The organism is Mycolicibacterium vulneris (assembly GCF_002104765.1).
Lineage (GTDB): Bacteria > Actinomycetota > Actinomycetes > Mycobacteriales > Mycobacteriaceae > Mycobacterium > Mycobacterium vulneris.
In genome coordinates this window covers 106,738-129,007 of record NZ_NCXM01000015.1, presented here as the reverse complement: position 1 = coordinate 129,007, position 22,270 = coordinate 106,738, and the positions used below count along the sequence as shown (strand labels likewise).

At 67.8% G+C, this 22,270-nt stretch carries 19 protein-coding genes, 1 tRNA gene and 2 pseudogenes; 11 read left to right on the top strand and 11 right to left on the bottom strand.

The annotated features are described in order from the left end of the window. Positions 1-101 precede the first annotated feature (101 nt). The 3 genes from B8W69_RS16250 to B8W69_RS16240 are packed head-to-tail and all read left to right on the top strand — an operon-like array spanning position 102 to position 2,442. Complete coding sequence (locus tag B8W69_RS16250; protein WP_085290813.1) at positions 102-1,370, top strand: hypothetical protein; 1,269 nt, start codon at positions 102-104, stop codon at positions 1,368-1,370. A 35-nt stretch (positions 1,371-1,405) separates the two neighbouring features. Continuing rightward, complete coding sequence (gene ppgS, locus B8W69_RS16245; protein ID WP_085290812.1) at positions 1,406-2,104, top strand: polyprenyl-phospho-N-acetylgalactosaminyl synthase PpgS; 699 nt, start codon at positions 1,406-1,408, stop codon at positions 2,102-2,104. Next, a complete protein-coding gene (locus tag B8W69_RS16240) occupies positions 2,101-2,442 on the top strand; it encodes a DUF2304 domain-containing protein (RefSeq protein ID WP_085290810.1) in 342 nt (113 codons plus the stop codon). Before ppgS ends, B8W69_RS16240 begins: the two co-directional genes overlap by 4 nt. Here B8W69_RS16240 and B8W69_RS16235 read toward each other — a convergent pair. Then, the gene (locus tag B8W69_RS16235) at positions 2,439-3,383 is read right to left on the bottom strand and encodes an NAD-dependent epimerase/dehydratase family protein (protein ID WP_110881963.1); all 945 of its coding nucleotides are present in this window, start codon (positions 3,381-3,383) and stop codon (positions 2,439-2,441) included. The two genes, B8W69_RS16240 and B8W69_RS16235, sit on opposite strands and share 4 nt — an antisense overlap. On the opposite strand from B8W69_RS16235, the gene B8W69_RS16230 reads away from it, so the two are divergent. After that, a complete protein-coding gene (locus B8W69_RS16230) occupies positions 3,349-5,166 on the top strand; it encodes a hypothetical protein (RefSeq protein WP_245843274.1) in 1,818 nt (605 codons plus the stop codon). The two genes, B8W69_RS16235 and B8W69_RS16230, sit on opposite strands and share 35 nt — an antisense overlap. Before the next feature lie 5 nt (positions 5,167-5,171). Here the strand turns inward: B8W69_RS16230 and B8W69_RS16225 are convergent. Together B8W69_RS16225 and B8W69_RS16220 are read right to left on the bottom strand one after the other, a co-directional pair. Further along, a tRNA-Thr gene (locus B8W69_RS16225) sits at positions 5,172-5,247 on the bottom strand. A gap of 54 nt (positions 5,248-5,301) precedes the next feature. Further along, positions 5,302-6,510: a DNA polymerase III subunit delta' gene (locus B8W69_RS16220; protein WP_085290806.1), complete on the bottom strand. Its 1,209-nt coding sequence runs from the start codon at positions 6,508-6,510 to the stop codon at positions 5,302-5,304. A gap of 153 nt (positions 6,511-6,663) precedes the next feature. Between B8W69_RS16220 and B8W69_RS16215 the strand changes: the two genes are divergently transcribed. Beyond that, positions 6,664-8,292, top strand: coding sequence for an adenylate/guanylate cyclase domain-containing protein (locus tag B8W69_RS16215; RefSeq protein ID WP_110881953.1), 1,629 nt, complete (start codon positions 6,664-6,666; stop codon positions 8,290-8,292). Here the strand turns inward: B8W69_RS16215 and topA are convergent, their stop codons facing one another. The 3 genes from topA to cspA all read right to left on the bottom strand — a co-directional run bounded on the left by topA (position 8,293) and on the right by cspA (position 12,286). Continuing rightward, positions 8,293-11,103 (bottom strand): type I DNA topoisomerase, encoded by a 2,811-nt coding sequence (gene topA, locus B8W69_RS16210; protein WP_085290802.1) that lies wholly within the window; start codon positions 11,101-11,103, stop codon positions 8,293-8,295. It abuts the gene before it with no gap. Positions 11,104-11,317: 214 nt separating this feature from the next. Further along, the gene (locus B8W69_RS16205) at positions 11,318-11,917 is read right to left on the bottom strand and encodes a hypothetical protein (protein ID WP_085290800.1); all 600 of its coding nucleotides are present in this window, start codon (positions 11,915-11,917) and stop codon (positions 11,318-11,320) included. Between the two features lie 165 nt (positions 11,918-12,082). Then, the gene (gene cspA, locus B8W69_RS16200; protein WP_007166602.1) at positions 12,083-12,286 is read right to left on the bottom strand and encodes a cold shock protein CspA; all 204 of its coding nucleotides are present in this window, start codon (positions 12,284-12,286) and stop codon (positions 12,083-12,085) included. Positions 12,287-12,605: 319 nt separating this feature from the next. Here cspA and B8W69_RS16195 point away from each other — a divergent pair, with 319 nt between their 5' ends. Both B8W69_RS16195 and B8W69_RS16190 read left to right on the top strand, forming a co-directional pair. Continuing rightward, positions 12,606-14,987 (top strand): DNA 3'-5' helicase SftH, encoded by a 2,382-nt coding sequence (locus B8W69_RS16195; protein WP_245843273.1) that lies wholly within the window; start codon positions 12,606-12,608, stop codon positions 14,985-14,987. A 257-nt stretch (positions 14,988-15,244) separates the two neighbouring features. Continuing rightward, entirely contained in the window at positions 15,245-16,282 is a 1,038-nt protein-coding gene (locus B8W69_RS16190) for a PAS domain-containing protein (protein WP_085290798.1), read from the top strand. A 77-nt stretch (positions 16,283-16,359) separates the two neighbouring features. Here the strand turns inward: B8W69_RS16190 and B8W69_RS16185 are convergent. The 3 genes and pseudogenes from B8W69_RS16185 to B8W69_RS16175 all read right to left on the bottom strand — a co-directional run. Further along, a pseudogene (locus tag B8W69_RS16185) lies at positions 16,360-16,581 on the bottom strand (Rv3654c family TadE-like protein); the annotation flags it as partial. A gap of 31 nt (positions 16,582-16,612) precedes the next feature. After that, positions 16,613-16,915 carry a TadE family type IV pilus minor pilin gene (locus B8W69_RS16180; RefSeq protein ID WP_172826330.1) on the bottom strand — a complete coding sequence of 101 codons (303 nt, stop codon included), beginning with the start codon at positions 16,913-16,915 and terminating at the stop codon, positions 16,613-16,615. A 23-nt stretch (positions 16,916-16,938) separates the two neighbouring features. Then, positions 16,939-17,064 (bottom strand): annotated as a pseudogene (locus B8W69_RS16175) (DUF4244 domain-containing protein); the annotation flags it as partial. 19 nt (positions 17,065-17,083) lie between these two features. Between B8W69_RS16175 and B8W69_RS16170 the strand changes: the two are divergent. Beyond that, positions 17,084-18,649, top strand: a complete 1,566-nt coding sequence (locus B8W69_RS16170; RefSeq protein WP_085290797.1) for a recombinase family protein — start codon at positions 17,084-17,086, stop codon at positions 18,647-18,649. Between the two features lie 3 nt (positions 18,650-18,652). Continuing rightward, entirely contained in the window at positions 18,653-18,901 is a 249-nt protein-coding gene (locus B8W69_RS16165) for a hypothetical protein (RefSeq protein WP_085290795.1), read from the top strand. Between the two features lie 584 nt (positions 18,902-19,485). On the opposite strand, the gene B8W69_RS30655 is transcribed toward B8W69_RS16165, so the two are convergent. Together B8W69_RS30655 and B8W69_RS16160 are read right to left on the bottom strand one after the other, a co-directional pair. Continuing rightward, complete coding sequence (locus B8W69_RS30655; protein ID WP_165762625.1) at positions 19,486-19,629, bottom strand: hypothetical protein; 144 nt, start codon at positions 19,627-19,629, stop codon at positions 19,486-19,488. Between the two features lie 78 nt (positions 19,630-19,707). After that, the gene (locus B8W69_RS16160) at positions 19,708-20,166 is read right to left on the bottom strand and encodes a hypothetical protein (protein ID WP_085290793.1); all 459 of its coding nucleotides are present in this window, start codon (positions 20,164-20,166) and stop codon (positions 19,708-19,710) included. 105 nt (positions 20,167-20,271) lie between these two features. On the opposite strand from B8W69_RS16160, the gene B8W69_RS16155 reads away from it, so the two are divergent. Together B8W69_RS16155 and B8W69_RS16150 are read left to right on the top strand one after the other, a co-directional pair. Continuing rightward, entirely contained in the window at positions 20,272-21,153 is an 882-nt protein-coding gene (locus tag B8W69_RS16155; protein WP_085290791.1) for a restriction endonuclease, read from the top strand. 305 nt (positions 21,154-21,458) lie between these two features. Beyond that, positions 21,459-21,875: a hypothetical protein gene (locus B8W69_RS16150; RefSeq protein WP_133058006.1), complete on the top strand. Its 417-nt coding sequence runs from the start codon at positions 21,459-21,461 to the stop codon at positions 21,873-21,875. Positions 21,876-22,270: the final 395 nt, after the last annotated feature.

The window sequence follows — 22,270 nt, the reverse complement described above, 5'->3', positions numbered from 1 at the left end:
AGCGAACCGGATCGCCGCGAGGGGCGATCGCCGCGGGCCGCATAGAATTTTCAAATTGTGGCGAAACATCGGGGCAGTCGGCCGAAAGCGCCGCGGGCCCGATGACCGAGATCAGCGCCTCGCAGGGGCCGGTGGCGCGCGGCAGCATGGCCCGGGTCGGCACCGCCACCGCCGTGACGGCGCTGTGCGGTTACGCGGTGATCTATCTGGCCGCCCGTGACCTGGCGCCGAGCGGGTTCTCGATATTCGGCGTGTTCTGGGGGGCGTTCGGACTGGTCACCGGCGCGGCCAACGGCCTGCTGCAGGAAACCACCCGGGAAGTCCGCTCGACCCCCTACATCGGCGACCTGGCCGCCCTGCCGGCGCCGGGCGAGCCCCGCACCCACCCGATGCGCGTCGCGATGCTGGTCGGAATCGCCGCGGCTGTCCTGATCGCCGGCAGCTCCCCGCTGTGGAGCGGGCGGATGTTCGTCGAGTCGCGGCTGCTGTCGGTGGCCCTGCTCAGCGTCGGGCTGGCCGGGTTCTGCGTGCACGCCACCCTGCTGGGCATGCTGGCCGGCACCAACCAGTGGACCCGCTACGGCGCGCTGATGGTGACCGACGCCGTCATCCGGGTGCTGGTGGCCGCGGCCACCGTGGCGCTGGGCTGGCGATTGGTCGGTTTCCTGTGGGCGACGGTGGCGGGCGCGGTCGCCTGGCTGCTCCTGCTGGTGGCCTCGCCGGCCACCAGGGGCACCGCCCGCCTGCTGACCCCGGGCGGCACCGCGACCTTCCTACGGGGCGCCGCGCATTCGATCACAGCGGCCGGCGCCAGCGCCATCCTGGTGATGGGATTTCCGGTACTGCTGAAGCTGACCAGCGCCGAGCTCGGCGCGCAGGGCGGGGTGATCATTCTGGCCGTCACGCTGACCCGCGCGCCGCTGCTGGTGCCGCTGACGGCCATGCAGGGCAACCTGATCGCCCATTTCGTCGACGAGCGCAGCGACCGGATCCGCGCGCTGCTCGCCCCGGCGGCGATCGTCGGGGCGATCGGCGCGGTCGGGGTGGTGGCCGCGGGCGTGGTGGGCCCCTGGCTGTTGCGGGTCGCGTTCGGGCCGCAGTACCACGCCAGCAGCGCCTTGCTGGCCTGGCTGACCGCGGCCGCGGTGGCGATCGCCGTGCTGACGCTGACCGGGGCGGCGGCGGTGGCCGCCGCGCTGCACCGCGCCTACTCGCTGGGTTGGGTGAGCGCCACGGTCGCGTCGGGATTGCTGCTGTTGCTGCCGCTGTCCCTGCAGACCCGGACCGTGGTCGGGCTGCTGTGCGGCCCGGTGGTGGGGATCGGCGTGCATCTGCTGGCGCTGTCGCGCGCCGCGCGCTCTACCGGCTGATATGACCTGCACCAGCGTGTACCTTGTGGGCTTAGATGGGTACTGAAACGCATTATTCGGTCGTCTGGGTCGTCATTCCCGCCTTCAACGAAGCAGCTGTCATCGGCGAGGTGGTCGCCGATGTGCGCTCGGTGTTCGACCATGTCGTCTGCGTGGACGACGGCAGCGCCGACGACACGGGTGAGATCGCGCTGCGGGCCGGGGCCCACCTGGTGCGGCATCCGATCAACCTCGGGCAGGGCGCCGCCATCCAGACCGGCGTCGAGTACGCCCGCAAGCAGCCGGGGGCCCAGATCTTCGCCACCTTCGACGCCGACGGCCAGCACCGCGTCAAGGACCTGGCGACCATGGTCGACCGGTTGCGCGCCGACGATGTGGACGTCGTCATCGGCACCCGGTTCGGCACGCAACAAAGCGCCCGGCCGCCGTTCGTCAAGCGCATCGTGCTGCAGACCGCCGCGCGGCTGAGCCGGCGCGGCCGCCGACTTGGCCTGACCGACACCAACAATGGGCTGCGGGTGTTCAACAAGAAGGTCGCCGACGGCCTGGACATCACCATGAGCGGCATGAGCCACGCCAACGAATTCATCATGCTGATCGACGAAAACCATTGGCGCGTGGCCGAAGAGCCGATCGAGGTGCTCTACACCGAGTACTCGAGGTCGAAGGGGCAACCCCTGCTCAACGGCGTCAACATCATTTTCGACGGGTTCCTGCGAGGGAGGACTCCATGAACTGGATCCAGGTGCTGCTGATCGGGTCGATCGTTGCGCTGCTGGTGTATCTGCTGCGGTCGCGCCGCAATTCGCGGTCGAAGGCGTGGGTCAAGGTCGGCTATGTCGTGTTCGTGCTGGCCGGCATCTACGCTGTATTGCGGCCCGACGACACCACGGTGGTGGCGCACTGGTTCGGGGTGCGGCGCGGCACCGACCTGATGCTCTACGCACTGATCATGGCGTTCTGCTTCACCACGCTCAGCACCTACATGCGGTTCAAGGACCTGGAGCTGCGCTACGCGCGGCTGGCCCGGGCGGTGGCGCTGGACTCTGCGCAGGCGCCCGAAGCGGGCTAGTCGGCCTGCGCCTGCCGGAAGAAGTCCACCGTGCGGGCTACCCCGTCGGATAGCCCGACCTTCGGTTTCCAACCCAAAACCTCTGCGGCCGAACCGATGTCGAGGCAGGACCGCTTGAGGTCGCCGAGCCGCGGCGGCGCGAACTCCGGATCGTCGGGTCCCCCGACAGCGGCCGCCACCGCCGAATGCAATTGGCGGTCCGAGGTTTCGATGCCGGTGCCGATGTTGAAGCGCTGCCCGCCGCCGGCGTCCCCGGACGCCCTGACGAAGGCGTCCACGACGTCGTCGACGAACACGTAGTCGCGGGTGTTGCTGCCGTCCCCGAAGACCTTGGTGGGCTTCCCCGAGAGCAGCGCCCGGGCGAAGATCGCCACCACGCCGGCCTCGCCGTGCGGATCCTGGCGGGGGCCATAGACATTCGCCGGGGCGATGTGCGAGCAGTCCAGGCCATACAGGTGGCGGAAGGTGTTCAGGTAGATCTCGCCCGCCACCTTGCCCGCGGCATACGGCGACGCGGGGTCGGTCGGCACCGTCTCGGGGGTGGGGTACCGCGGCGGGGTGCCGTAGATGGATCCGCCCGAGGAGGTGTGCACGATCTTGCGGACCTGCGCCCGGCGGGCCGCCTCGGCCAGGCGCACCGTGCCGATGACGTTGACCGAGGCGTCGAACTGCGGATCGGCCACCGAGTGCCGCACGTCGATCTGGGCCGCCAGGTGAAACACCACCTCCGGGCGGTGCTCGTCGAGGATGGCTTCCAGGTCGGCGGTCACGATGTCGGCCTCAACGAAGACGTGAGCCGGATTGTCGGCCAGGTGCTCCAGGTTGGTCGCGCGGCCGGAAGCGAAGTTGTCCAGCCCCACCACCGCGTGACCGTCGGCTAACAGACGGTCGACTAGCGTCGAGCCGATGAATCCGGCCGCCCCGGTAACCAGTGCACGCACCGGCCCACCATACATAGCGACCGCGGCCGCCGCGCTCATCGCGGTGCAGCTGGCGGTGCGGGCGGTGCTGGCGTTCGGTGGCTACTTCTACTGGGACGACCTGATCCTCATCGGCAAGGCCGGCACTCACAACCTGCTCGCGCCGTCGTATCTGTTCGACGACCACGACGGGCACGTCATGCCCGGGGCATTTCTGCTCGCGGGCACCGTCATCCGGCTGGCGCCGCTGAACTGGACCTGGCCGGCGGTCAGCCTGCTGGTGCTGCAACTGCTGGCGTCGCTGGCGTTGTTGCGCGCGCTCTACGTCATCCTGGGCTGGCGGCCGGTGCTGCTGATCCCGTTGACGTTCGCGTTGTTCACGCCGTTGGCGGTGCCCGGATTCGCGTGGTGGGCGGCGGCGCTGAACTCGCTGCCGATGCTGGCCGCGCTGGCCTGGGTGTGCGCCGACGCCATCCTGCTGGTGCGCACCGGCAAACAGCGGTACGCCGTGACCGGGGTGCTGGTCTACTTCGGCGGGCTGCTGTTCTTCGAGAAGGCCGCGGTGATCCCGTTCGTCGCGTTCGCGGTGACGGCGCTGCTCTGCCACGTCACCAGCGATCGAAGCCTGGGATCGGCGCTGGCGACGGCGTGGCGGGCCGCCCTGCGATTATGGATCGCCGCGCTGGCCCTCACCGCGGCCTGGATCGCGCTGTATCTGGCAGTGGTCAACCAGCAGCGGTGGAGTTCGGACCTATCGATGACGGGGCGGCTGCTGATGCGTTCGGTCACGCACGGCATCGTGCCCGGCTTGGCCGGCGGGCCGTGGCACTGGGACCGGTGGGCGCCTGCCTCGCCCTGGGCGACGCCCCCGCCGTCGGTGATGGCGCTGGGCTGGCTGGTGCTGGCCGCAATCCTGGTGGTGTCGCTGGTGCGCAAGGAGCGCATCGGGCCCGTGTGGCTGATCGCCGTCGGCTACGCCGTCGCCTGCCAGGTGCCGATCTACCTGATGCGGTCGTCGAAGCAGACCGCGCTGGAACTCGCGCAGACGCTGCGCTACCTGCCGGATCTGGTCGTGGTGCTGGCGCTGCTGGCCGCCGTGGCGTTGTGTGCCCCCAACCGGCGGGCCGGGCCGCGCTGGCTGGACGCCTCGCCGAAACGCACCGCGTTAGTCGCGGCATTGGCGGTGTTGTTCGCGGCCAGCAGCCTGTACTCGACGGCGACGTTCCTGACCAGCTGGCGCGACAACCCCGCCCAGCCGTATCTGCGCAACGCCCGGGCTTCTCTGGCCGCGGCCCACGCCGCCTCGGACCCGCCGCTGCTCGACCAGGAGGTCGATCCGTTGGTGCTGCAGCGGGTGGCCGCTCCGGAGAACCTGGCCAGCCACCTGTTCGCGCTGCTGCCGGATAGGCCCGAATTCGCGCCCGCGACAACGCAATTGCGCATGTTCGACCGCTCGGGCCGGCTGATCAAGGCGCGGGTCACCTGGGTGCGGACCATCGTGCCCGGGCCGATGCCGCAGTGCGGGTACTTCGCCCAGCCGGACAAGCCGGCCCGCCTGGTCCTGGACGGCCCGCTGCTACCCGCCGACTGGACCGTCGAACTGAACTACCTGGCCAACAGCGACGGCTCGATGACGTTGAAGATGACGCAGGGTCCGGAGGTCAAGGTGCCGCTGCACCCCGGACTCAATCGGGTGTTCGCCAGGCTGCCGGGCGCGGGCGACGCGATCACCGTGCGCGCCAACACCACCGCGCTGGCGTTGTGCATCGCGTCGGGCCCGGTGGGCTTCGTGGCGCCGGCTTGAAGCTATGGAGCCGCCTGGGGGAATCGAACCCCCGACCTATTCATTACGAGTGAATCGCTCTACCGACTGAGCTAAGGCGGCATACCCGCACGCCGGGCGGCACGAGTCTACGGCAGGCGGGCTGGCACCACGAAATCAGTCGCGCAGTTCCTGGCCGATGGTGGCGACCATGGCGTCCACGGCGAACTTGGGCTTGACGTTGATCGCCAGCGCCTCGCGGCATTCGAGCACCGCTTCGATGCAGCGCAGCAGCCGCGCGGGCGGCGCGTGTGCGGCCAGCGCGGCGACCTTCTCGGCCATATCGGGATGGTTGGCCCGCACCGCCCCGGCATTCGCGGAGGTCATCAGCGCGTCCCGGAAATAGGTCGCCAGGTCGATCAGCGCGCGGTCCAGGGCGTCGCGCGAGGCCCGGGTCTGCCGCGACTTCTGGCGTCGCTCAAGGTCCTTCATCGCCCCGGCCGCGCCGCGCATCGCTCCCGCGGTGCCCTTGCCGGTGCCGCCGGCGCCCAGGGCGGTGCGCAGCTCCTCGGTCTCGGCCTCGGCGCGGTCCGCGGTCAGCACGATGGCCTCGGCCGCGGCCGCGGCCACCAGCTCTTCAGCGGCGGCGTAGGCACGCGACGGGGTCGCGGCGTCGCGCACCAGCGACAACGACCGCTCCCGGCGTTCCCTGGCCTCGGGGTCGGTGGCCAGCCGGCGGGCCCGCCCCACATGGCCGCCGCTGACCGACGCCGCCCAGCTCGCCGTGTCCGGGCTGAGGCCGTCGCTGTCAACCAGCACGTGCGCGATCGCCTCGGTAGGAGGCGTCACCAGCGCCACATGCCGGCACCGGGAGCGCAGCGTGATGGCGATGTCCTCGGGGTCCACCGACGGCGCGCACAGCAGGAACACCGTCGACGGCGGCGGTTCCTCGACCACCTTCAGCAGGGCGTTGGCGGCGCCCTCGGTCAGCCGATCGGCGTCTTCGACCACCACGATCTGCCAGTGCCCGGTGGCCGGGCGCCGCGACGCGATCTGCACGATCGACCGCATCTCGTCGACGCCGATGGACAGGCCTTCGGGAATCACCCGCCGCACGTCGGCGTGGGTGCCGGCCATGGTCGTCGTGCACGCGTGGCAGCGCCCGCAGCCCGGCTCCCCGTCTGACGTGCACTGCAGCGCAGCGGCGAAGCACAACGCCGCCACCGACCGCCCCGAACCCGGCGGACCGGTGATCAGCCACGCATGTGTCATAGTCCCGGCGCCCGCCCCACTGTGGCCTGAGTCACCACGAGCGGCTCTGGCGGCGGACAGCAGCTCGGCCGTCACCGCGTCCTGGCCTACCAGCCGCGTAAACACCCCGGACATCACCGGTAACAATAATGGCGCTGTCGACAGATACCGAACGGCCACCGTACCGCGACCATTCCGTTATCTTGGCGTCGGCGAGGGTATCCGAACGACCTGCCGAGATCCTTATTAAGTTTCCGGGAGGTCGGCGGTGACCGATACGGTGGGTTAGTGACAACGGCGGCGGCACTACCGGGGCGGATCAGCGCATTCGTCCGCTGGGTGATGCGCACGCCATGGCCGCTGTTCTCGCTCAGCATGCTGCAGGCCGACATCATCGGCGCCCTGTTCGTGCTCGGCTTCCTCCGCTACGCGCTGCCGCCGGAGGACCGCATCCAGTTGCAGGATCTGCCGGTCCTGAACCTGGCGATCTTCGCCACCGCACTGATGGTCGTCTTCCTCACCGGATTGGCCGTGACGCTGCGGCTGCTGATGCCGGTGTTCCGGTGGCAGCGCCGCGACAACATGCTCGCCGAGGCCGACCCGGCGGCCACCGAACTGGCTCGCAGCCGCGCACTGCGAATGCCGTTCTACCGCACCCTGATCAGCATCGTGGCCTGGGCCATCGGCAGCGTGGTGTTCATCATCGCCAGCTGGTCGGTGGCCCGATTCGCCGCGCCCGTGGTCGCGGTGTCCACCGGGCTTGGCGCCGCGGCCACCTCGATCATCGGCTACCTGCAGTCCGAGCGGGTGCTGCGGCCCGTGGCGGTGGCCGCCCTGCGCAGCGGGGTGCCCGAGAACGTCAAGGCGCCCGGCGTCATCCTGCGGCTGATCCTGACCTGGATGCTGTCCACCGCCGTGCCGGTGCTGGCGATCGTGCTGGCGGTGGTGGCCGACAAGATCTCGCTGCTGCACGCCACGCCGGAGAAGCTGTTCACCCCCATCCTGTTGCTGGCGGTGGCGGCGCTGGGCATCGGGCTGGTCAGCACGCTGCTGGTGGCCATGTCGATCGCCGACCCGCTGCGTCAGCTGCGCTGGGCGCTGTCGGAGGTGCAGCGCGGAAACTACAACGCGCACATGCAGATCTACGACGCCAGCGAGCTGGGCCTGTTGCAGGCGGGCTTCAACGACATGGTGCGCGACCTGTCCGAGCGGCAGCGGCTGCGTGACCTGTTCGGCCGCTACGTCGGCGAGGATGTGGCCCGCCGGGCGCTGGAGCGCGGCACCGAGCTGGGCGGCCAGGAGCGCGATGTCGCGGTGCTGTTCGTGGACCTGGTCGGCTCCACCCAGCTGGCCTCGACCCGGCCGCCCGCCGAGGTCGTCCACCTGCTCAACGAGTTCTTCCGGGTGGTCGTGGAAACCGTTGGCAAACATGGTGGTTTCGTCAACAAGTTTCAGGGTGACGCCGCGCTGGCCATCTTCGGCGCGCCGATCGAACACCCCGACTCACCCGGCGGCGCCCTAGCCGCGGCCCGCGAATTGCACGACGCGCTGCTGCCGGTGATCGGTTCGGCGGAGTTCGGCATCGGGGTGTCATCCGGGCGCGCCATCGCCGGTCACATCGGCGCGCAGGCCCGCTTCGAGTACACGGTGATCGGCGACCCGGTCAACGAGGCCGCCCGGCTGACCGAACTCGCCAAGCTGGAGCCCGGACACGTGCTCGCGTCGGCCATCGCGGTCAGCGGGGCGCTGGACGCCGAGGCCCTGTGCTGGGACGTCGGCGAGGTGGTCGAGCTGCGCGGCCGACGGGCCCCCACCCAACTGGCGCGTCCGGTGCACCTGGCCGGAACGGCCGACTCGGAGCCCACACGGGCTCGCGCCGAAGAGATGTCCGGCGAGGCCATCGGCCCGGGCTACTGACTAACTGCGCTTGGCGGCCTTTTTGGCCGCCGCCTTCTTCGCCGGGGCCTTGCGGGCGGCCTTCTTGGCGGGACGCTTCGCCGGACCACGAGCCCGGCGATCGGCCAGCAGTTCCGCGGCGCGCTCGTCGGTGATCGAGGCGACGTCGTCGCCCTTGCGCAGGCTGGCGTTCGTCTCGCCGTCGGTGACGTACGGACCGAACCGGCCGTCCTTGATCACCATCGGCTTGCCCGTCGCCGGATCGGCGCCCAGCTCACGCAGCGGCGGCGCGGCGGCGCCTTGCCTGCCACGGCGTTTTGGCTCGGCATAGATCTTCAGCGCTTCCTCGAGGGTGATGTCGAACATCTGCTCCTCGGTCGCCAGCGATCGAGAATCGTTGCCGCGCTTCAGGTATGGGCCATAGCGGCCGTTCTGCGCGGTGATCTCCTCATTGGTGGCGGGGTCGACACCGACCACCCGGGGCAGTGAGAGCAGCCGCAGCGCGTCCTCGAGCGTGACCGTCTGCAAGTCCATGGTGCGCAGCAGCGATCCGGTGCGCGGCTTGGGACCGGTGGGCTTCTTGCCCTTCTTCGCCGGCGCGGCGCTGCCGTCGTCGTCGGGCGGCGGCTCGGGCAGGACCTCGGAAACGTATGGCCCGTAACGGCCGTCCTTGGCGACGATCTCGTGACCCGTCTCCGGGTCCACGCCCAGCACGCGACCCTCCTGCGGCGTCGCGAACAGCTGCTCGGCCACCTCCAGCGTCAGCTCGTCGGGCGTCAGCGAGTCGTTGAGGTTGGCCCGCTGCGGCTTGGGCTCACCGTCGTCGCCGATCACCATGCGCTCCAGATATGGCCCGTTCTTGCCCACCCGGACGTAGACCGGCCTGCCCTGCTCGTCGTCAAAGAGCCTGATGGAGTTGACTTCTCGAGCGTCGATGCCTTCCAGGTTGACGCCGACGAGTTTCTTCAGGCCACCGGAGCGGGCCACCGAGTCGGCCACCCCGTGCTCGCCGCCGAAGTAGAAGTTGTTGAGCCAGTCGGTGCGTCGTTCCTGTCCCGAGGCGATCGCGTCGAGCTCGTCTTCCATCGCGGCGGTGAAGTCGTAGTCGACGAGGCGGCCAAAATGCTGTTCCAGCAAACCGGTTACGGCGAACGCCACCCACGAGGGCACCAGCGCGCTGCCCTTCTTGTGCACGTAGCCGCGGTCCTGGATGGTCTTGATGATCGACGAGTACGTCGACGGGCGGCCGATGCCCAGCTCTTCGAGCGCCTTGACCAGTGACGCCTCGGTGTAGCGCGCCGGCGGGTTGGTGGCGTGCCCGTCGGGGGTGAGTTCGATGGCGTCCAGCCGCTGGCCCTGGGTCAGCTGCGGCAGCCGGCTCTCGGCGTCGTCGGCCTCGCCGCCGGCCAATTCGTCCACCGTCTCCACGTAGGCCTTCAAGAACCCCGCGAACGTGATGGTGCGGCCGCTGGCCGAGAACACGACCTCGCGGCCGGCGGATTGGCCGTTGATCCGCAGGCTCAGGGTGGTGCCGCGGGCGTCGGCCATCTGCGAGGCCACCGTGCGCTGCCAGATCAGCTCGTAGATGCGGAACTCGTCGCCGTCGAGTTCGCGGCGCACCGCGTCCGGGGTCGCGAACGTCTCACCCGCGGGGCGGATGGCCTCGTGGGCCTCCTGGGCGTTCTTGACCTTGCGCGTGTACTGCCGCGGCGACGGGGACACGTATTCGGCGCCGTAGAGCTGGCGGGCCTGGGTGCGCGCGGCGTTGATCGCCGACTCCGACAGCGTGGTGGAGTCGGTACGCATATAGGTGATGTAGCCGTTCTCGTAGAGCCGCTGGGCGATGCTCATCGTGCGCTCGGAGGAGAACCGCAACTTGCGGCCGGCTTCCTGCTGCAGCGTCGAGGTCATGAACGGCGCGTAGGGGCGCCGTGTGTAGGGCTTTTCCTCCACCGACGCGACGCTGAGTTGGGCGCCGCGCAGGCCCGCTGCCAGCTGCGTCGCGCTCGCCTCGTCGAGAACGGTGACCTCGTTGGCCTTGCGCAGCTGCCCCAGCGAGTCGAAGTCGCGGCCGGCGGCCACGCGCAGGCCGTCGACGCCGGTCAGGCGGGCGGTGAAGGTGGGCGGTGAGGCCTGCGGGTCGGACACGCTGGCATCGAGCTGGGCCACGATGTCCCAGTAGGACGCGCTGCGAAACGCCATGCGGTCGCGTTCGCGCTGCACGATGATGCGGGTGGCCACCGATTGGACCCGGCCCGCCGACAGCTTCGGAGCGACCTTCTTCCACAGCACGGGGCTGACCTCGTAGCCGTACAGGCGGTCCAGGATGCGCCGGGTTTCCTGCGCGTCGACCAGGTCGATGTCCAGGTCGCGGGGGTTTTCGGCGGCCTCGAGGATGGCCGGCTCGGTGATCTCGTGGAACACCATCCGCTTGACCGGGATGTTCGGCTTCAAGGTTTCCAGCAGGTGCCAGGCGATCGCTTCGCCCTCGCGGTCACCATCCGTGGCCAGATAGAGCTCGTCGACTTCCTTGAGCAGGCCCTTGAGCTCGGTGACCGTGCTCTTCTTCTCGGGGCTGATGATGTACAGCGGTTCGAAGTCCGCGTCGACGTTGACCCCGAGGCGGGCCCACGGCTCCGACTTGAATCTCGCCGGCACGTCGGCGGCGGCCCGGGGCAGGTCGCGGATGTGACCGCGTGACGACTCGACGATGTACCTGGAGCCCAGGTAGCTGGCCAGTTTGCGCGCCTTGGTGGGCGACTCGACAATCACGAGTCGCCGGCGGCTGCCATTCCCGCCGCGGCCGGTGTCCTTTAGTTTCGGGTCAGCCAACTGCCCTTACGCTCCATCCCTGATTGGTCCCCCCTGCGAGACCACCTGCAGGAAGAATGACAGGTCGGCATCGAAAATTCCGGTGAAATTCAGGTACGCGACCGTTCCTTCGCCCTGCGGCATCTGACAATTTCGCACCCTTGGCCGGGCCTGCGCAAACTGACATCCGCGAAAATGCCGGAAAGCCGACACCATTTCGGGCGTTTACTCCAGCCTAGACTCGCGGCCACCGCGACAGCGCCTCAGCGCCGTCGGGCGGCTCGCCCACGTTCTCTACCAGGCGTGATAGCCTGCGGCGCCCGCTGATCCGCAGCGCCGGCCGGCCACCGCGGGTGCCGATCAGGGTGGGCGCGATGCCGACGCGCATCAATGCCGACGCCAGCGGCGAGTGCGTGTCAGGCGCGTGCGGGTCCAATGCCAGCAGATAATGCTCCCCCTCGGGGTTTCCGGCGGCCAACGTCCACGCCCGCAGCTCGCGCGGCCCGGGCAGCCAGCGCGGCGGCACCGTCTTGACCGCACCGCGCGTCCATTCGGTGGCCAGCGTGCTCAATGAGGGGTCTACCGCCGTGCGCACCAGCGGGGTGTCCTCGTCGGTCCGGCTGATCTCGGCCACCAGGCCCGCCTCCCGGATCATCTCGGCGAGCGCCGAGGCCCGCCAGGACTGGTCCACGACCACCGACAGCCGGGCACCCGCGACCTGGCTTTCGCCGGTGGCACCCACGGTGACGATCTGCCCGGACGCCGCCAGCACCCCGGAAAGATCGGCGACCGCGGGCGGCACCGACTCCGCTGTAAAGAAGGAAAGCTGGCTCACGCCACCGACAGTAGGCCAGGGAGCCCATCCGCGTCTTGAGGCAACCGGCGCGGCGTCCGGGGCCGGCGGGGATGCGCACGTGGTCGCGGCGGTAAAAGAGGAAACCCCCCGGCCGGACCCGCTGGGCGGGTCTGCACGGGGGGATCCGTTCAGGTCTGCTCTGTCTTAGACGGAGCGGACTCCGGTGGCCTGGGGGCCCTTAGGGCTGTGGCCGATCTCGAACTCGACCTTCTGGTTCTCTTCGAGGGTGCGGAAGCCCGAACCCTGGATCTCCGTGTAGTGGACAAACACATCGGCGGAACCGTCTTCGGGGGCGATGAACCCGAAGCCCTTCTCCGCGTTGAACCACTTCACAGTTCCCTGTGGCATCTCTCGATCTTTCCTTTTCTTCTGGGTGCGGAGCATCGCCTTTCGATGCCCCGGGCCTGGTACGACCGCCATACCTCGCTGAGTCGCCGGAACTTCACCCGACCGATTAACCTCGCAGGAACCGCGGCCGCAACGTCGATCCTGCGAAAGTTTTACACGAACACAGAAGCTGCGACCGCAATTAGTCAACCATGTTCATCGCGTCGGCGACAGACTTGTGTCTGCCGCCGACGCGTAGGCCGTTACGAAGGCCGTTTCGAAGGCCGTTTCGAAGGCCGTTTCGGAGGCCGACTTCACAACGAATCCCGGAGGGAGTGAGATGGCGAGTTTCGGCAGCGACCTGCTTGCCGCCGCGCTCGCCGGAACGGCGTCCGACGAGCACCCCCTGCGTCACGTCGCCGAACTGCCACCGCGCAGCGGCCGGCCGCGTGATTGGCCGGCCTGGGCCGAGCCCGACGTGATCAGCGCGTTCGCCGACCGTGGCATCAAATCACCGTGGTCGCATCAGTTCGCGGCCGCGGACCTGGCGTACGCGGGCCGTCACGTCGTGCTCAGCACCGGTACCGCGTCGGGCAAGTCACTGGCCTATCAGCTCCCGGTCCTCAACGCGTTGGCGACCGATCCGCGGGCCCAGGTGCTCTACCTGTCGCCCACCAAAGCGTTGGGCCACGACCAATTGCGGGCCGCGCACGCGCTCACCGCGGCGATTCCGCGGCTGCGCGACGTCGCACCCACCGCCTACGACGGCGACAGCCCAACCGAGGTCCGACGCTTCGCGCGGGAACGTTCGCGGTGGTTGTTCTCCAATCCCGACATGATCCATTTGTCGATCTTGCGCAATCACGCCCGCTGGGCTGTTCTGTTGCGTGGCCTTCGCTTCGTGATTGTCGACGAATGTCATTACTACCGTGGGGTTTTCGGTTCCAACGTGGCGATGGTGCTGCGCCGCCTGCTGCGGTTGTGCGCCCGCTATTCGTCCTCGCCGACTGTGATCTTCGCCAGCGCGACAACGGATTCGCCGGGCGCGACGGCCGCCGAACTCATCGGGCTGCCGGTCGAGGAGGTCACCGAGGACGGTTCACCGCAGGGCGCCCGGACGGTGGCGCTGTGGGAGCCCGCGCTGCGGGCCGACCTGACCGGCGAGAACGGCGCGCCGGTCCGCCGTTCCGCCGGTGCCGAGGCGGCGCGCGTGATGGCCGACCTGATCGCCGAGGGCGCGCAGACGCTGACGTTCGTGCGGTCGCGCCGCGCCGCGGAATTGACCGCGCTCGGCGCACAGGCGCGGCTGGACGAGATCGCCCCGGGGCTGTCCCGACAGGTCGCGTCGTATCGGGCCGGTTACCTCGCCGAGGACCGCACCGCGCTGGAGCGCGCGCTGGCCGAGGGCCGGCTACGGGGCTTGGCCACCACCAACGCGCTGGAACTGGGCGTGGACATCGCCGGACTGGACGCGGTGGTGCTCGCCGGTTTCCCGGGGACGGTGGCCTCGTTCTGGCAGCAGGCCGGCCGGTCCGGGCGGCGCGGCCAGGGCGCGCTGGTGGTGCTGGTGGCCCGCGACGACCCGCTGGACACCTATCTGGTGCACAACCCCGCCGCGCTGCTGGACAAGCCGGTCGAGCGGGTCGTGATCGACCCGGCCAACCCCTACATCCTGGGTCCGCAGCTGCTCTGCGCGGCAACCGAACTACCGCTGGACGAAGCGGAGGTGCGCGCCCTCGACGCCACCGAGGTGGCCGACGGCCTGGTCGACGACGGGCTGCTGCGGCGGCGCGGCGGCAAGTACTTTCCGGTGCCCGGCCTGGAACCCCATGCCGCGGTGGACATCCGGGGCTCGGCCGGCGGTCAGATCGTCATCGTGGAGGCCGATACCGGAAGGCTGCTGGGCAGCGCCGGCGCGGGTCAGGCGCCGGCCACCGTCCACCCCGGCGCGGTGTACCTGCATCAAGGCGACAGCTACGTGGTGGACTCCCTGGACACCGAGGAAGGCATCGCGTTCGTGCATGCCGAGGACCCCGGTTACGCGACGTTCGCGCGCGAGATCACTGATATCGCCGTCACCGGAACCGGCGAGCGCCTGACGTTCGGGCCGGTCACGCTGGGTTTGGTACCGGTCAGGGTCACCCATCAGGTGATGGGGTATCTGCGCCGCAGGCTCTCCGGGGAGGTGATCGACTTCATCGAATTGGACATGCCGGAACACACCCTGGCTACCACGGCGGTGATGTACACCATCACCGAAGATGCTTTGCAGCGCAAAGGCATTGAGGCCACGCGTATACCCGGAGCGCTGCACGCCGCCGAACACGCGGCGATCGGGCTGCTGCCGCTGGTGGCCAGCTGCGACCGCGGCGACATCGGCGGGCTGTCCACCGCCGTCGGGCCCGACCCCCTCGGCCTGCCCAGCGTCTTTGTCTACGACGGTTACCCGGGCGGCGCGGGATTCGCCGAACGGGGCTTTCGCCAGGCCCGCACCTGGCTGGGTGCGACAGCAGCCGCCATCGAAGCGTGCGAGTGCCCCCGGGGGTGCCCGTCGTGCGTGCAGTCCCCCAAGTGCGGCAACGGCAACGACCCGCTCGACAAGGCGGGCGCGGTGCTGGTGCTGAAGCTGGTCCTCGCAGAGCTGGCGCGGGGGCACGGGAGAACAATTTCCGCGGATGACGACCGACCCCTCGACGGTCGACCCAGCGGATTTGCCTCGTGACGCCCACGCCAAGAACACATTTCCTGCCGCTCAAGAAATGGCGGCGTGCTGTCGCACTCAATGAGAAAACGATTGGGTGTGCGCCATCCGCAACCCCGACGATGCGGACGCAGCAGGAAAGTACCAAGGCCCAGACGGTATCGCAAGCACCGTGAACGCCGGTGCCGGCTGCCGGCTGCCGGCTGCCGGGAGCCTTCGGCCCCCGGCGAATCGGCCGCACTCCCCCGGACCCGTCGCCTCACCGTAAAATCGGCCGCATGGCCCACGACTGGTTACTCGTGGAGACACTCGGGGGTGATCCCACCGTGGTGGCGCAGGGCCGCCAGCTCAAAAATCGGGTCCCCATCACCACATTCCTGCGCCGCAGTCCCTTTCTGGCCGCGGTCCGCACCGCGATCGCCGAGTCGGTGCAGACCGGCCAGGCCCTGACCAGCATCACCACCAAGCGGGACCGCATCATTCGCACCGAACCGGTGGTGATGTCCGACGGCTTCATCCACGGCGTGCACGTCTGGACCGGCCCCGCCGACGTCGAGCCGCCCGAGCGGCCGATTCCGGGGCCGCTGAAGTGGGACCTGACCCTCGGCGTGGCCACCGACACCCGCGAATCGCTGATCAACAGCGGCAAGAATCCGGAAGTCGAGGTCACCTTCGGCAGGGCCTTCGCCGAAGACCTCCCATCCCGCGAACTCAACCCGAACGAGACCAAAGTGCTGGCGATGGCGGTCAAGGCTAAGCCCGACCAAACACTTTGCAGCACCTGGGATCTCACCGACTGGCGAGGAGAGGCGATCCGGATAGGTTTTGTCGCACGCACGATTCTGGAACCGGGACCCGACGGCCGGGAGCACTTGGTGGCGCGGGCGATGAACTGGCAGTCCGAACTCAGGGGCCCGGATGTGTCGACCGATGATCTGGCGCAACGGATCCTCAGCGGCCTGGCCCAGGCCGGTGTACACCGGGCGCTGATCGACCTCAACACCTGGTCGTTGCTGAAATGGCTCGACGAGCCCTGCATGTTCTACGACTGGCGCAGCAGTGAGACGGGCAAGCCCCGGGTTCACCCCGATGACCACGACCTGATGTCCACCATGACAAGGGAATTCAGTGGGGGTGCCACCAGCCGGGTGTTGCGGATGCCCGGGCACGACGGGGATTGGGTGCCGGTGCACGTCACCGTCAACCGGGTGGAGCTCGAACCGGACGCGTACGCCGGACTGGTCTCGCTGCGCCTGCCCACCGACGAGGAACTGGCCACCGCGGGATTGTCACCGGGCCCCGACGTCGCGCCCTGATCCACTTCTCCCGTCGCCGGCCCCGCCCGCGCGGCAGCCCGCGCCGCGCCGCCGAACGCGACGGCCACCCGCGCGGTGACGATGACATCGAGACCGTCTACCGCACAACCGATGTCATCGACCAGCATCCGGCGTGCCACGCGCGTAGCACTGGCGCAGGCCGCATCCGCTCCAGAAGTCAGCCGCGCCGCGCCCGCCAAGGCGGCCAGGTCGGCGACCGCCTGCGCGCGGTGCCGCGCCACCACCGCCGAGCCCAGGTACGCGCCGGCGCCGGTCACCGCCAGCAGCACCACGATCATCCAGGCCGCGACCAGAGTGGCCGAGCCCCGCTCACCGCGACGGCTCGGCCGCCGAGACCGCTTTGGCCGCAATGTCGATGGTGGGCAACAACTTCGAATGCGCGACGACGGTGGCCACGAGGAAGTCGCCGTCGCGGCGCAGGTCGACTCTCGCACCACCGGGAGCCAGCCGGCGCGCGGCGGCCACCGCGGAGCGTTCGTCGCCGCGGGCCGCCAGCCGGGCGGCTTCGCGGGCGGCGTCGACGCAGCGCACCTGCATCGACACCGCGCTGACACCGGCCAGGCACAGCACCAGCACCACCACGAGCGCGGCGATGCCCAGTGCCGCCTCCACGGTGGAGGCACCGGCATCGCCGGCTACACCTTGGTGTTGAGCGCACGGCCGATGATGTTGGTCAGCGCCGAGACGATGGAATCGCCGGTGACGACGGTGTAGAGCACCGCGCCGAAGGCGGCCGCCGCGATGGTGCCGATGGCGTATTCGAAAGGGTAGCTTTACACCGTGCCTCAGCGAGCTCTGATCGTCATCCGACTCTCCCGAGTTACGGACGCTACTACCTCTCCCAAGCGGCAGCTCGAAACATGCCGTGACCTGTGCCGGCGCCGTGAATACGAAGTGGTCGGCATAGCGGAAGATCTAGACGTGTCGGCGGGGAAAACCTCCCCGTTCGACCGTTCCCAGCTCGGGGACTGGATCAAGAACCGTCCCCACGAGTTCGATGTTCTGGTTTTCTTCCGAGCGGACAGGATCGTCCGTCGACTGTTCGATCTAGCGGACCTGATCCGTTGGGCTCGTGAGTATTCCGTCACGCTCGTGTCTGCCACCGAGTCCCACTTCGATCTGTCCACCGAGTGGGGCGACATAATCGCCTTGCTCGTGGCCAAGGTCGCCGAGATGGAGCTAGCAGCCATCCGCGAGCGCAACGCCTCGGCTGCCCGGTTCAACATCAGAGCGGGGAAGTATCGCGGCGGCGTGCCGCCGTGGGGGTACCTCCCGGACAACGCCACCGGAGAGTGGCGACTAGTCCAAGATCCCGAACAGGTCCGGGTGATCCACGAAGTAGTGGAGCGGGTCCTTTCCGGTGAGCCGCTCCGGTCTGTAGCCCACGATCTGACCGCCCGAAAGATCCTCACACCACGAGACCGGTTCGCACAGCACCAAGGCCGAGAGGTGAAGAACTACGAGTGGCATTCGGTGGGACTCAAACGCTCTCTAACGAGTGAAACACTCCTCGGGTATGCGGTATCAGGGGGCAAGCCAGTACGAGCCGACGACGGCTCGCCCGTGATAAGGGCCGATCCGATCCTCACCCGCGAGGTGTTCGATCGGTTGGCGGTCGAGCTGACCGAGCGAGAGAACCGCAAAGAACCGACCAAGCGAAGCACAGGGCTCCTGCTCAAAGTCATTCACTGCGGCGTCTGCGGAAGGCCCGCATACCGGCTCAAGGGTGGCCCTGGGCGCTCTCCCCGATACCGTTGTGCTTCAGCACAATACAAAGAACCGTGCGGTAATGCGTCGATACCGATGGAATATGCCGATCAGTGCGTAGAGCGAATCCTTCTCGGGATGCTCGGGAAGTCTGAACGCCTAGAGCGTGTTTGGGAGTCGGGCTCGGACCACTCGGCAGACCTGGCCGAGATTGACGCTCGGTTGGTAGACCTCACGGGTCTAATCGGCTCCGAGGACTTCCGGCAAGGCACACCGCAGCGGATCGCGCTCAACCAGCAGATCTCCCAGCTTGCGGCTCGGCAAGCTGAGCTGTCCTCCCTGGCTGTCAAGCCTGCGGGCTGGACCTGGGAGCCCACCGGGGAGTTGTTCGGCTCGTGGTGGGCACGCCAGGGCATAACAGAGCGCAACGTGTGGCTCCGTTCGATGAACATCCGGCTTGAGTTCCGGCAGGGGGATTTCTCCCTAGACCTCGGAGACCTGTTCGCACTGACCGAACACCTGAAAGCCAGCGGCCCTGTGGCCGAATGGCAGCAACTGCTAACCGCTATGCGAGACAACGACATTGCCGGTATCGAGATAGACGGCGATGACATCCAGCTCACCCCGAAGGGGGCCTGACTCATGCCCGCTGTTAATACCGCCGAATGGCTGATGGCAATTGACGCCCACCCGGACACGATCGACACCGATCTGGTGGTGGCCACAACCCTAGCCAACGGGGACGCCGAGGTCCAAGGCGTCGACCCGGCGATCGTGACGGATTCCGTGGAGGAGCTGATCGCGCTGGGCTTCCTGGAGTCGGTCCTGGCGGCCGATCACCCGAACGGTGAAGAGCACTTGCTGGCGCTGTGTTTCCCTCGCATTCACTAGTTCGCCAGACAGGCGAACGGCAGGTATTCTGACATCACCTTTCTTCGGCATCGGGAACACCGGCCACCCCGCGGGGGGCCGTCGAACCCGACAAAGAAGAAAGGAGAGGGACGATGACGACCGAGACTGACGACGAGCAGCGCCAGTCGAGGGACCGAATCGCCAAGTGGGGCCCGTTGGTTCTCACTGCGACCCGGTTGATCTTCGACCTCGTCCACCGGCTCCACGGTTAGCTACCACGGAGGCGGTCGGACAAGACCAGCAGCGGAAGTAGCTACTCCGGCCTGGTTTTCGGGGAAGGTCCCCGACCGTCTTCTGGCCAGAAGACGCGAGAACGGTGCGGTCGGTTTGCACCGAAATGTACGAAAGCCGTCCCGATGGCGGTGAAGGCAAGACCCGAACCGGGACGAAACGTTGACTGGTTCGCCGCCGGCAGCCCCGCGGAAAGTTGGGCGGGCCCGGCCACACGCGCAACACGCACACGCCCACGTACAAGCGTATTTGATTCGAATCAAGAAAGACGCCCGGCAGGTCGACACCGGGCGTCCTTTCTTTTGGCAGCCAGGGCGACACGCCCCAAGCTCTCAAAGGCGGTCGCATTGCGGCACTTCGCTGCTGGGCTGCTGCAACTCCAGCTCCCAGCGCACGAGATGCAGCGCCGTTTGCAGAGCCGGGTCGTCGGGGTCGAACCCATCGCCGCGGATCGCTTCGCGTTCGTAGTCGTCCATGCCGGGTTAGACGCCGGTTGGCCAAGTTTGGTTCCCAGCTTCAACCCAGGTTCGGCGCTGCCTTCGGGAGGATTGGCCCTAGTGGAGAGGGTGGACAAGCAACGTGACCAGAACGGTGACCGCACTGCCGAAGACGAATGTCAGCACGCTGATACCGACAGTCCACCAAATTGAACGCCTCCCCTCGGCTGAGACCTCGGCCCGCAGTACTGCCGCCACGGCGTCTTTCTGCGGTTGGGTGAGAAGTGCGAGCTGCTCGCCCCGTTCGACCTCTTCTGCGAGTTGCTTCGCCTTCGCCGCGCGAGCCTGAATCTCGGTTTGCACCAAAACCAGTAGTTCGGAAGCGCGAGCCATGCTGGCAGCCACTGTCTTTAGGCGCGACTCCAACGAAGTATCGGTGATCGCATCCCGTACCCGCCTGTAGTTTCTTGCCGCGACGACGGCGCCATACAAGCTAACGATCACAGCGACGCCCGAAACAACGGTAGCTCCCCCCGATACCCACAGCGACAGGCTATGGGTCCAAAACTGCTGCATGAGGGCATCTTAGGGCGATGACACTCGCGCACCGCCCAGTTAGACGCCCGGCGGGTCACCCGCGTTCCGCATCGGGCCAACCGTGGAATCTGACATGCTCGGACCGTGATTGCGACCGTGCCCCCACACAGAGACCTCCTGTGGCCAACCCTCCAAGCTGCCACTGCGCTCGGCGGATCGGCGTCCATCGCTGAGTTGGACGCCGCCGTTATAGACCGCGAGGGATTCTCCAGTGAGCAACAAAACGTCCTGCACGGCGATGGACCGCAGACCGAGATCCGATACCGCCTGGCCTGGGCGCGGACCTATCTCAAGGGACTGGGCCTTCTGACCAATAGCCAGCGCGGTGTCTGGACGGTGACCGAGGCTGGCCAGGGCGTTAACGGTAAGGACCAAGTCCGCAGACTCTTGGCGGAGTACGACGCCGCCTACGCCGAAAGGAAGGACAAGCGTAAGAACGGCGCACAATCCGCTGTTTCGACCGAAGTCGAACAAGTCGAGGCCGAAGCCGAGGTTGAGTGGAAAGAAGAGCTGCTTGAGACCCTTCTTGCGATGTCGCCGGCTGCCTTCGAGCGATTAGCTCAGCGCCTCCTGCGTGAATCAGGATTTTCCAGCGCTGTTGTGACGGGGCGTTCGGGTGATGGCGGCATCGACGGCTTGGGCGTCTACCAGCTCAACCTGTTGAGCTTCCCTGTGTTCTTCCAGTGCAAGAGGTATAGGGGAAGCGTCACCCCGTCCGCCGTACGTGACTTCCGGGGCGCGATGGCAGGCCGGGGCGATAAGGGTCTGCTCATCACGACAGGCACTTTCACCAGCGATGCCCGTAAGGAAGCTACCCGTGACGGTGCGCCGCCTATAGATCTTATCGACGGCGACCGCCTCTGCGACCTTCTGAAGGAGTTATCGCTGGGCGTGACCACCACCGAACGAGTGGTCGAGGACGTGAAGATTGAGGGTGACTACTTCGCGTCGCTTGAGCCCAAATAGTGCTTAGTGACGGCTACCTATGAATGGCGTATGAGAATCCGTGAAATCCACCTGTACCCCTATCGCGAGGGCCTGGTGGGCTGGTAGACATACGTCTAAGCCCCGCTTGCACCGGGGTTAGAGGCGTCTAAGGCGCCGAGGCCGCTGTCGACCTTGGCAAGGCAGAATTGGTCTAGCCCACCAGTGCGTGCTCGGAACACGACGACGGGCCAACGAACGACAACACCAGACGGACAGGTCAGACCCAAACCGGGTCTGGCCTTTTTGCGCTCCAGGTGAGCGCCTGACATCCCGGAGGGAAAAACATGAGTGATTCCGTACCAGACCGAGTCGACCAGTGGCGGCGTGAGAACCCCGCCAAGGCAGCGATGCCGGTCGTGAGGTTTTACCAGCGGGCAGACGGCAGACCCGCTATCTGGGTAGTTCACAACGGCGAGTACACGTTCTACGTGGACTGCGCCCGGTGCGGCAAGCCGTTGCCGCCCCAGGTCCGCCGTGAGAATCCGTATAGGCGTCGGATGGGCCTCGGCGATCAGCAGCGGTGGAAAGACCTGCACCCAGAGTGCCGGGTATCCGACGACGAGGCGTACTTCCGGGACATGAAAGCCAAGAAAGCCCGCAGAAAGCGAGAAGCTGATCACCGCCGCAAGCACGGCGGAATATCGGACTACCGGATGGCGAAGTACTATGCCGACGAAGCGGAGTTAGATGCGTTAGTTTAAGGCAGCTTCCAACGTCTGCCAGCTGGGCTTTTGGTCGGTGTTACGTACCAAAGGGTAGAGGGGTAGGGCACTGGCCCCTCGCCAAGACTTGGCGAGCGACCGGGCTTCGGCCTAGCGAGCGCCGTCAAGAGGCAGCCCCCACCTTCCGGCTGCCACAGAGCGGGCCTGTTGTACCCCGCTCCGAGTAGCGGCAGGCTGACACCTCTCTCCGGTCTGCCGCTCAGCTTCCCGCTGGGACTTATCTCCCCCAGCGCGGAAACGTCGGGTGATGGGGCTCCCCGACACAGATGCCCTCCGAGCCTCGACCGGCTATGGGGGAGCGTCGAGCACGCCTGTTGGGAGTGGCAGGCGATTCGGCCTCGGTGCGCTGTTTCCTAACTTCCAGCGCGCCGGGG

Excerpts from the sequence above, each read along its gene's own strand:
- B8W69_RS16250 (WP_085290813.1), top strand. The coding sequence starts at position 102 with ATGACCGAGATCAGCGCCTCGCAGGGGCCGGTGGCGCGCGGCAGCATG.
- ppgS (WP_085290812.1), top strand. The coding sequence starts at position 1,406 with ATGGGTACTGAAACGCATTATTCGGTCGTCTGGGTCGTCATTCCCGCC.
- B8W69_RS16240 (WP_085290810.1), top strand. The coding sequence starts at position 2,101 with ATGAACTGGATCCAGGTGCTGCTGATCGGGTCGATCGTTGCGCTGCTG.
- B8W69_RS16230 (WP_245843274.1), top strand. The coding sequence starts at position 3,349 with ATGAATCCGGCCGCCCCGGTAACCAGTGCACGCACCGGCCCACCATAC.
- B8W69_RS16220 (WP_085290806.1), bottom strand. The coding sequence starts at position 6,510 with ATGTCCGGGGTGTTTACGCGGCTGGTAGGCCAGGACGCGGTGACGGCC.
- cspA (WP_007166602.1), bottom strand. The coding sequence starts at position 12,286 with ATGCCACAGGGAACTGTGAAGTGGTTCAACGCGGAGAAGGGCTTCGGG.
- B8W69_RS16195 (WP_245843273.1), top strand. The coding sequence starts at position 12,606 with ATGGCGAGTTTCGGCAGCGACCTGCTTGCCGCCGCGCTCGCCGGAACG.
- B8W69_RS16190 (WP_085290798.1), top strand. The coding sequence starts at position 15,245 with ATGGCCCACGACTGGTTACTCGTGGAGACACTCGGGGGTGATCCCACC.
- B8W69_RS16165 (WP_085290795.1), top strand. The coding sequence starts at position 18,653 with ATGCCCGCTGTTAATACCGCCGAATGGCTGATGGCAATTGACGCCCAC.
- B8W69_RS30655 (WP_165762625.1), bottom strand. The coding sequence starts at position 19,629 with ATGGACGACTACGAACGCGAAGCGATCCGCGGCGATGGGTTCGACCCC.
- B8W69_RS16160 (WP_085290793.1), bottom strand. The coding sequence starts at position 20,166 with ATGCAGCAGTTTTGGACCCATAGCCTGTCGCTGTGGGTATCGGGGGGA.
- B8W69_RS16150 (WP_133058006.1), top strand. The coding sequence starts at position 21,459 with ATGAGTGATTCCGTACCAGACCGAGTCGACCAGTGGCGGCGTGAGAAC.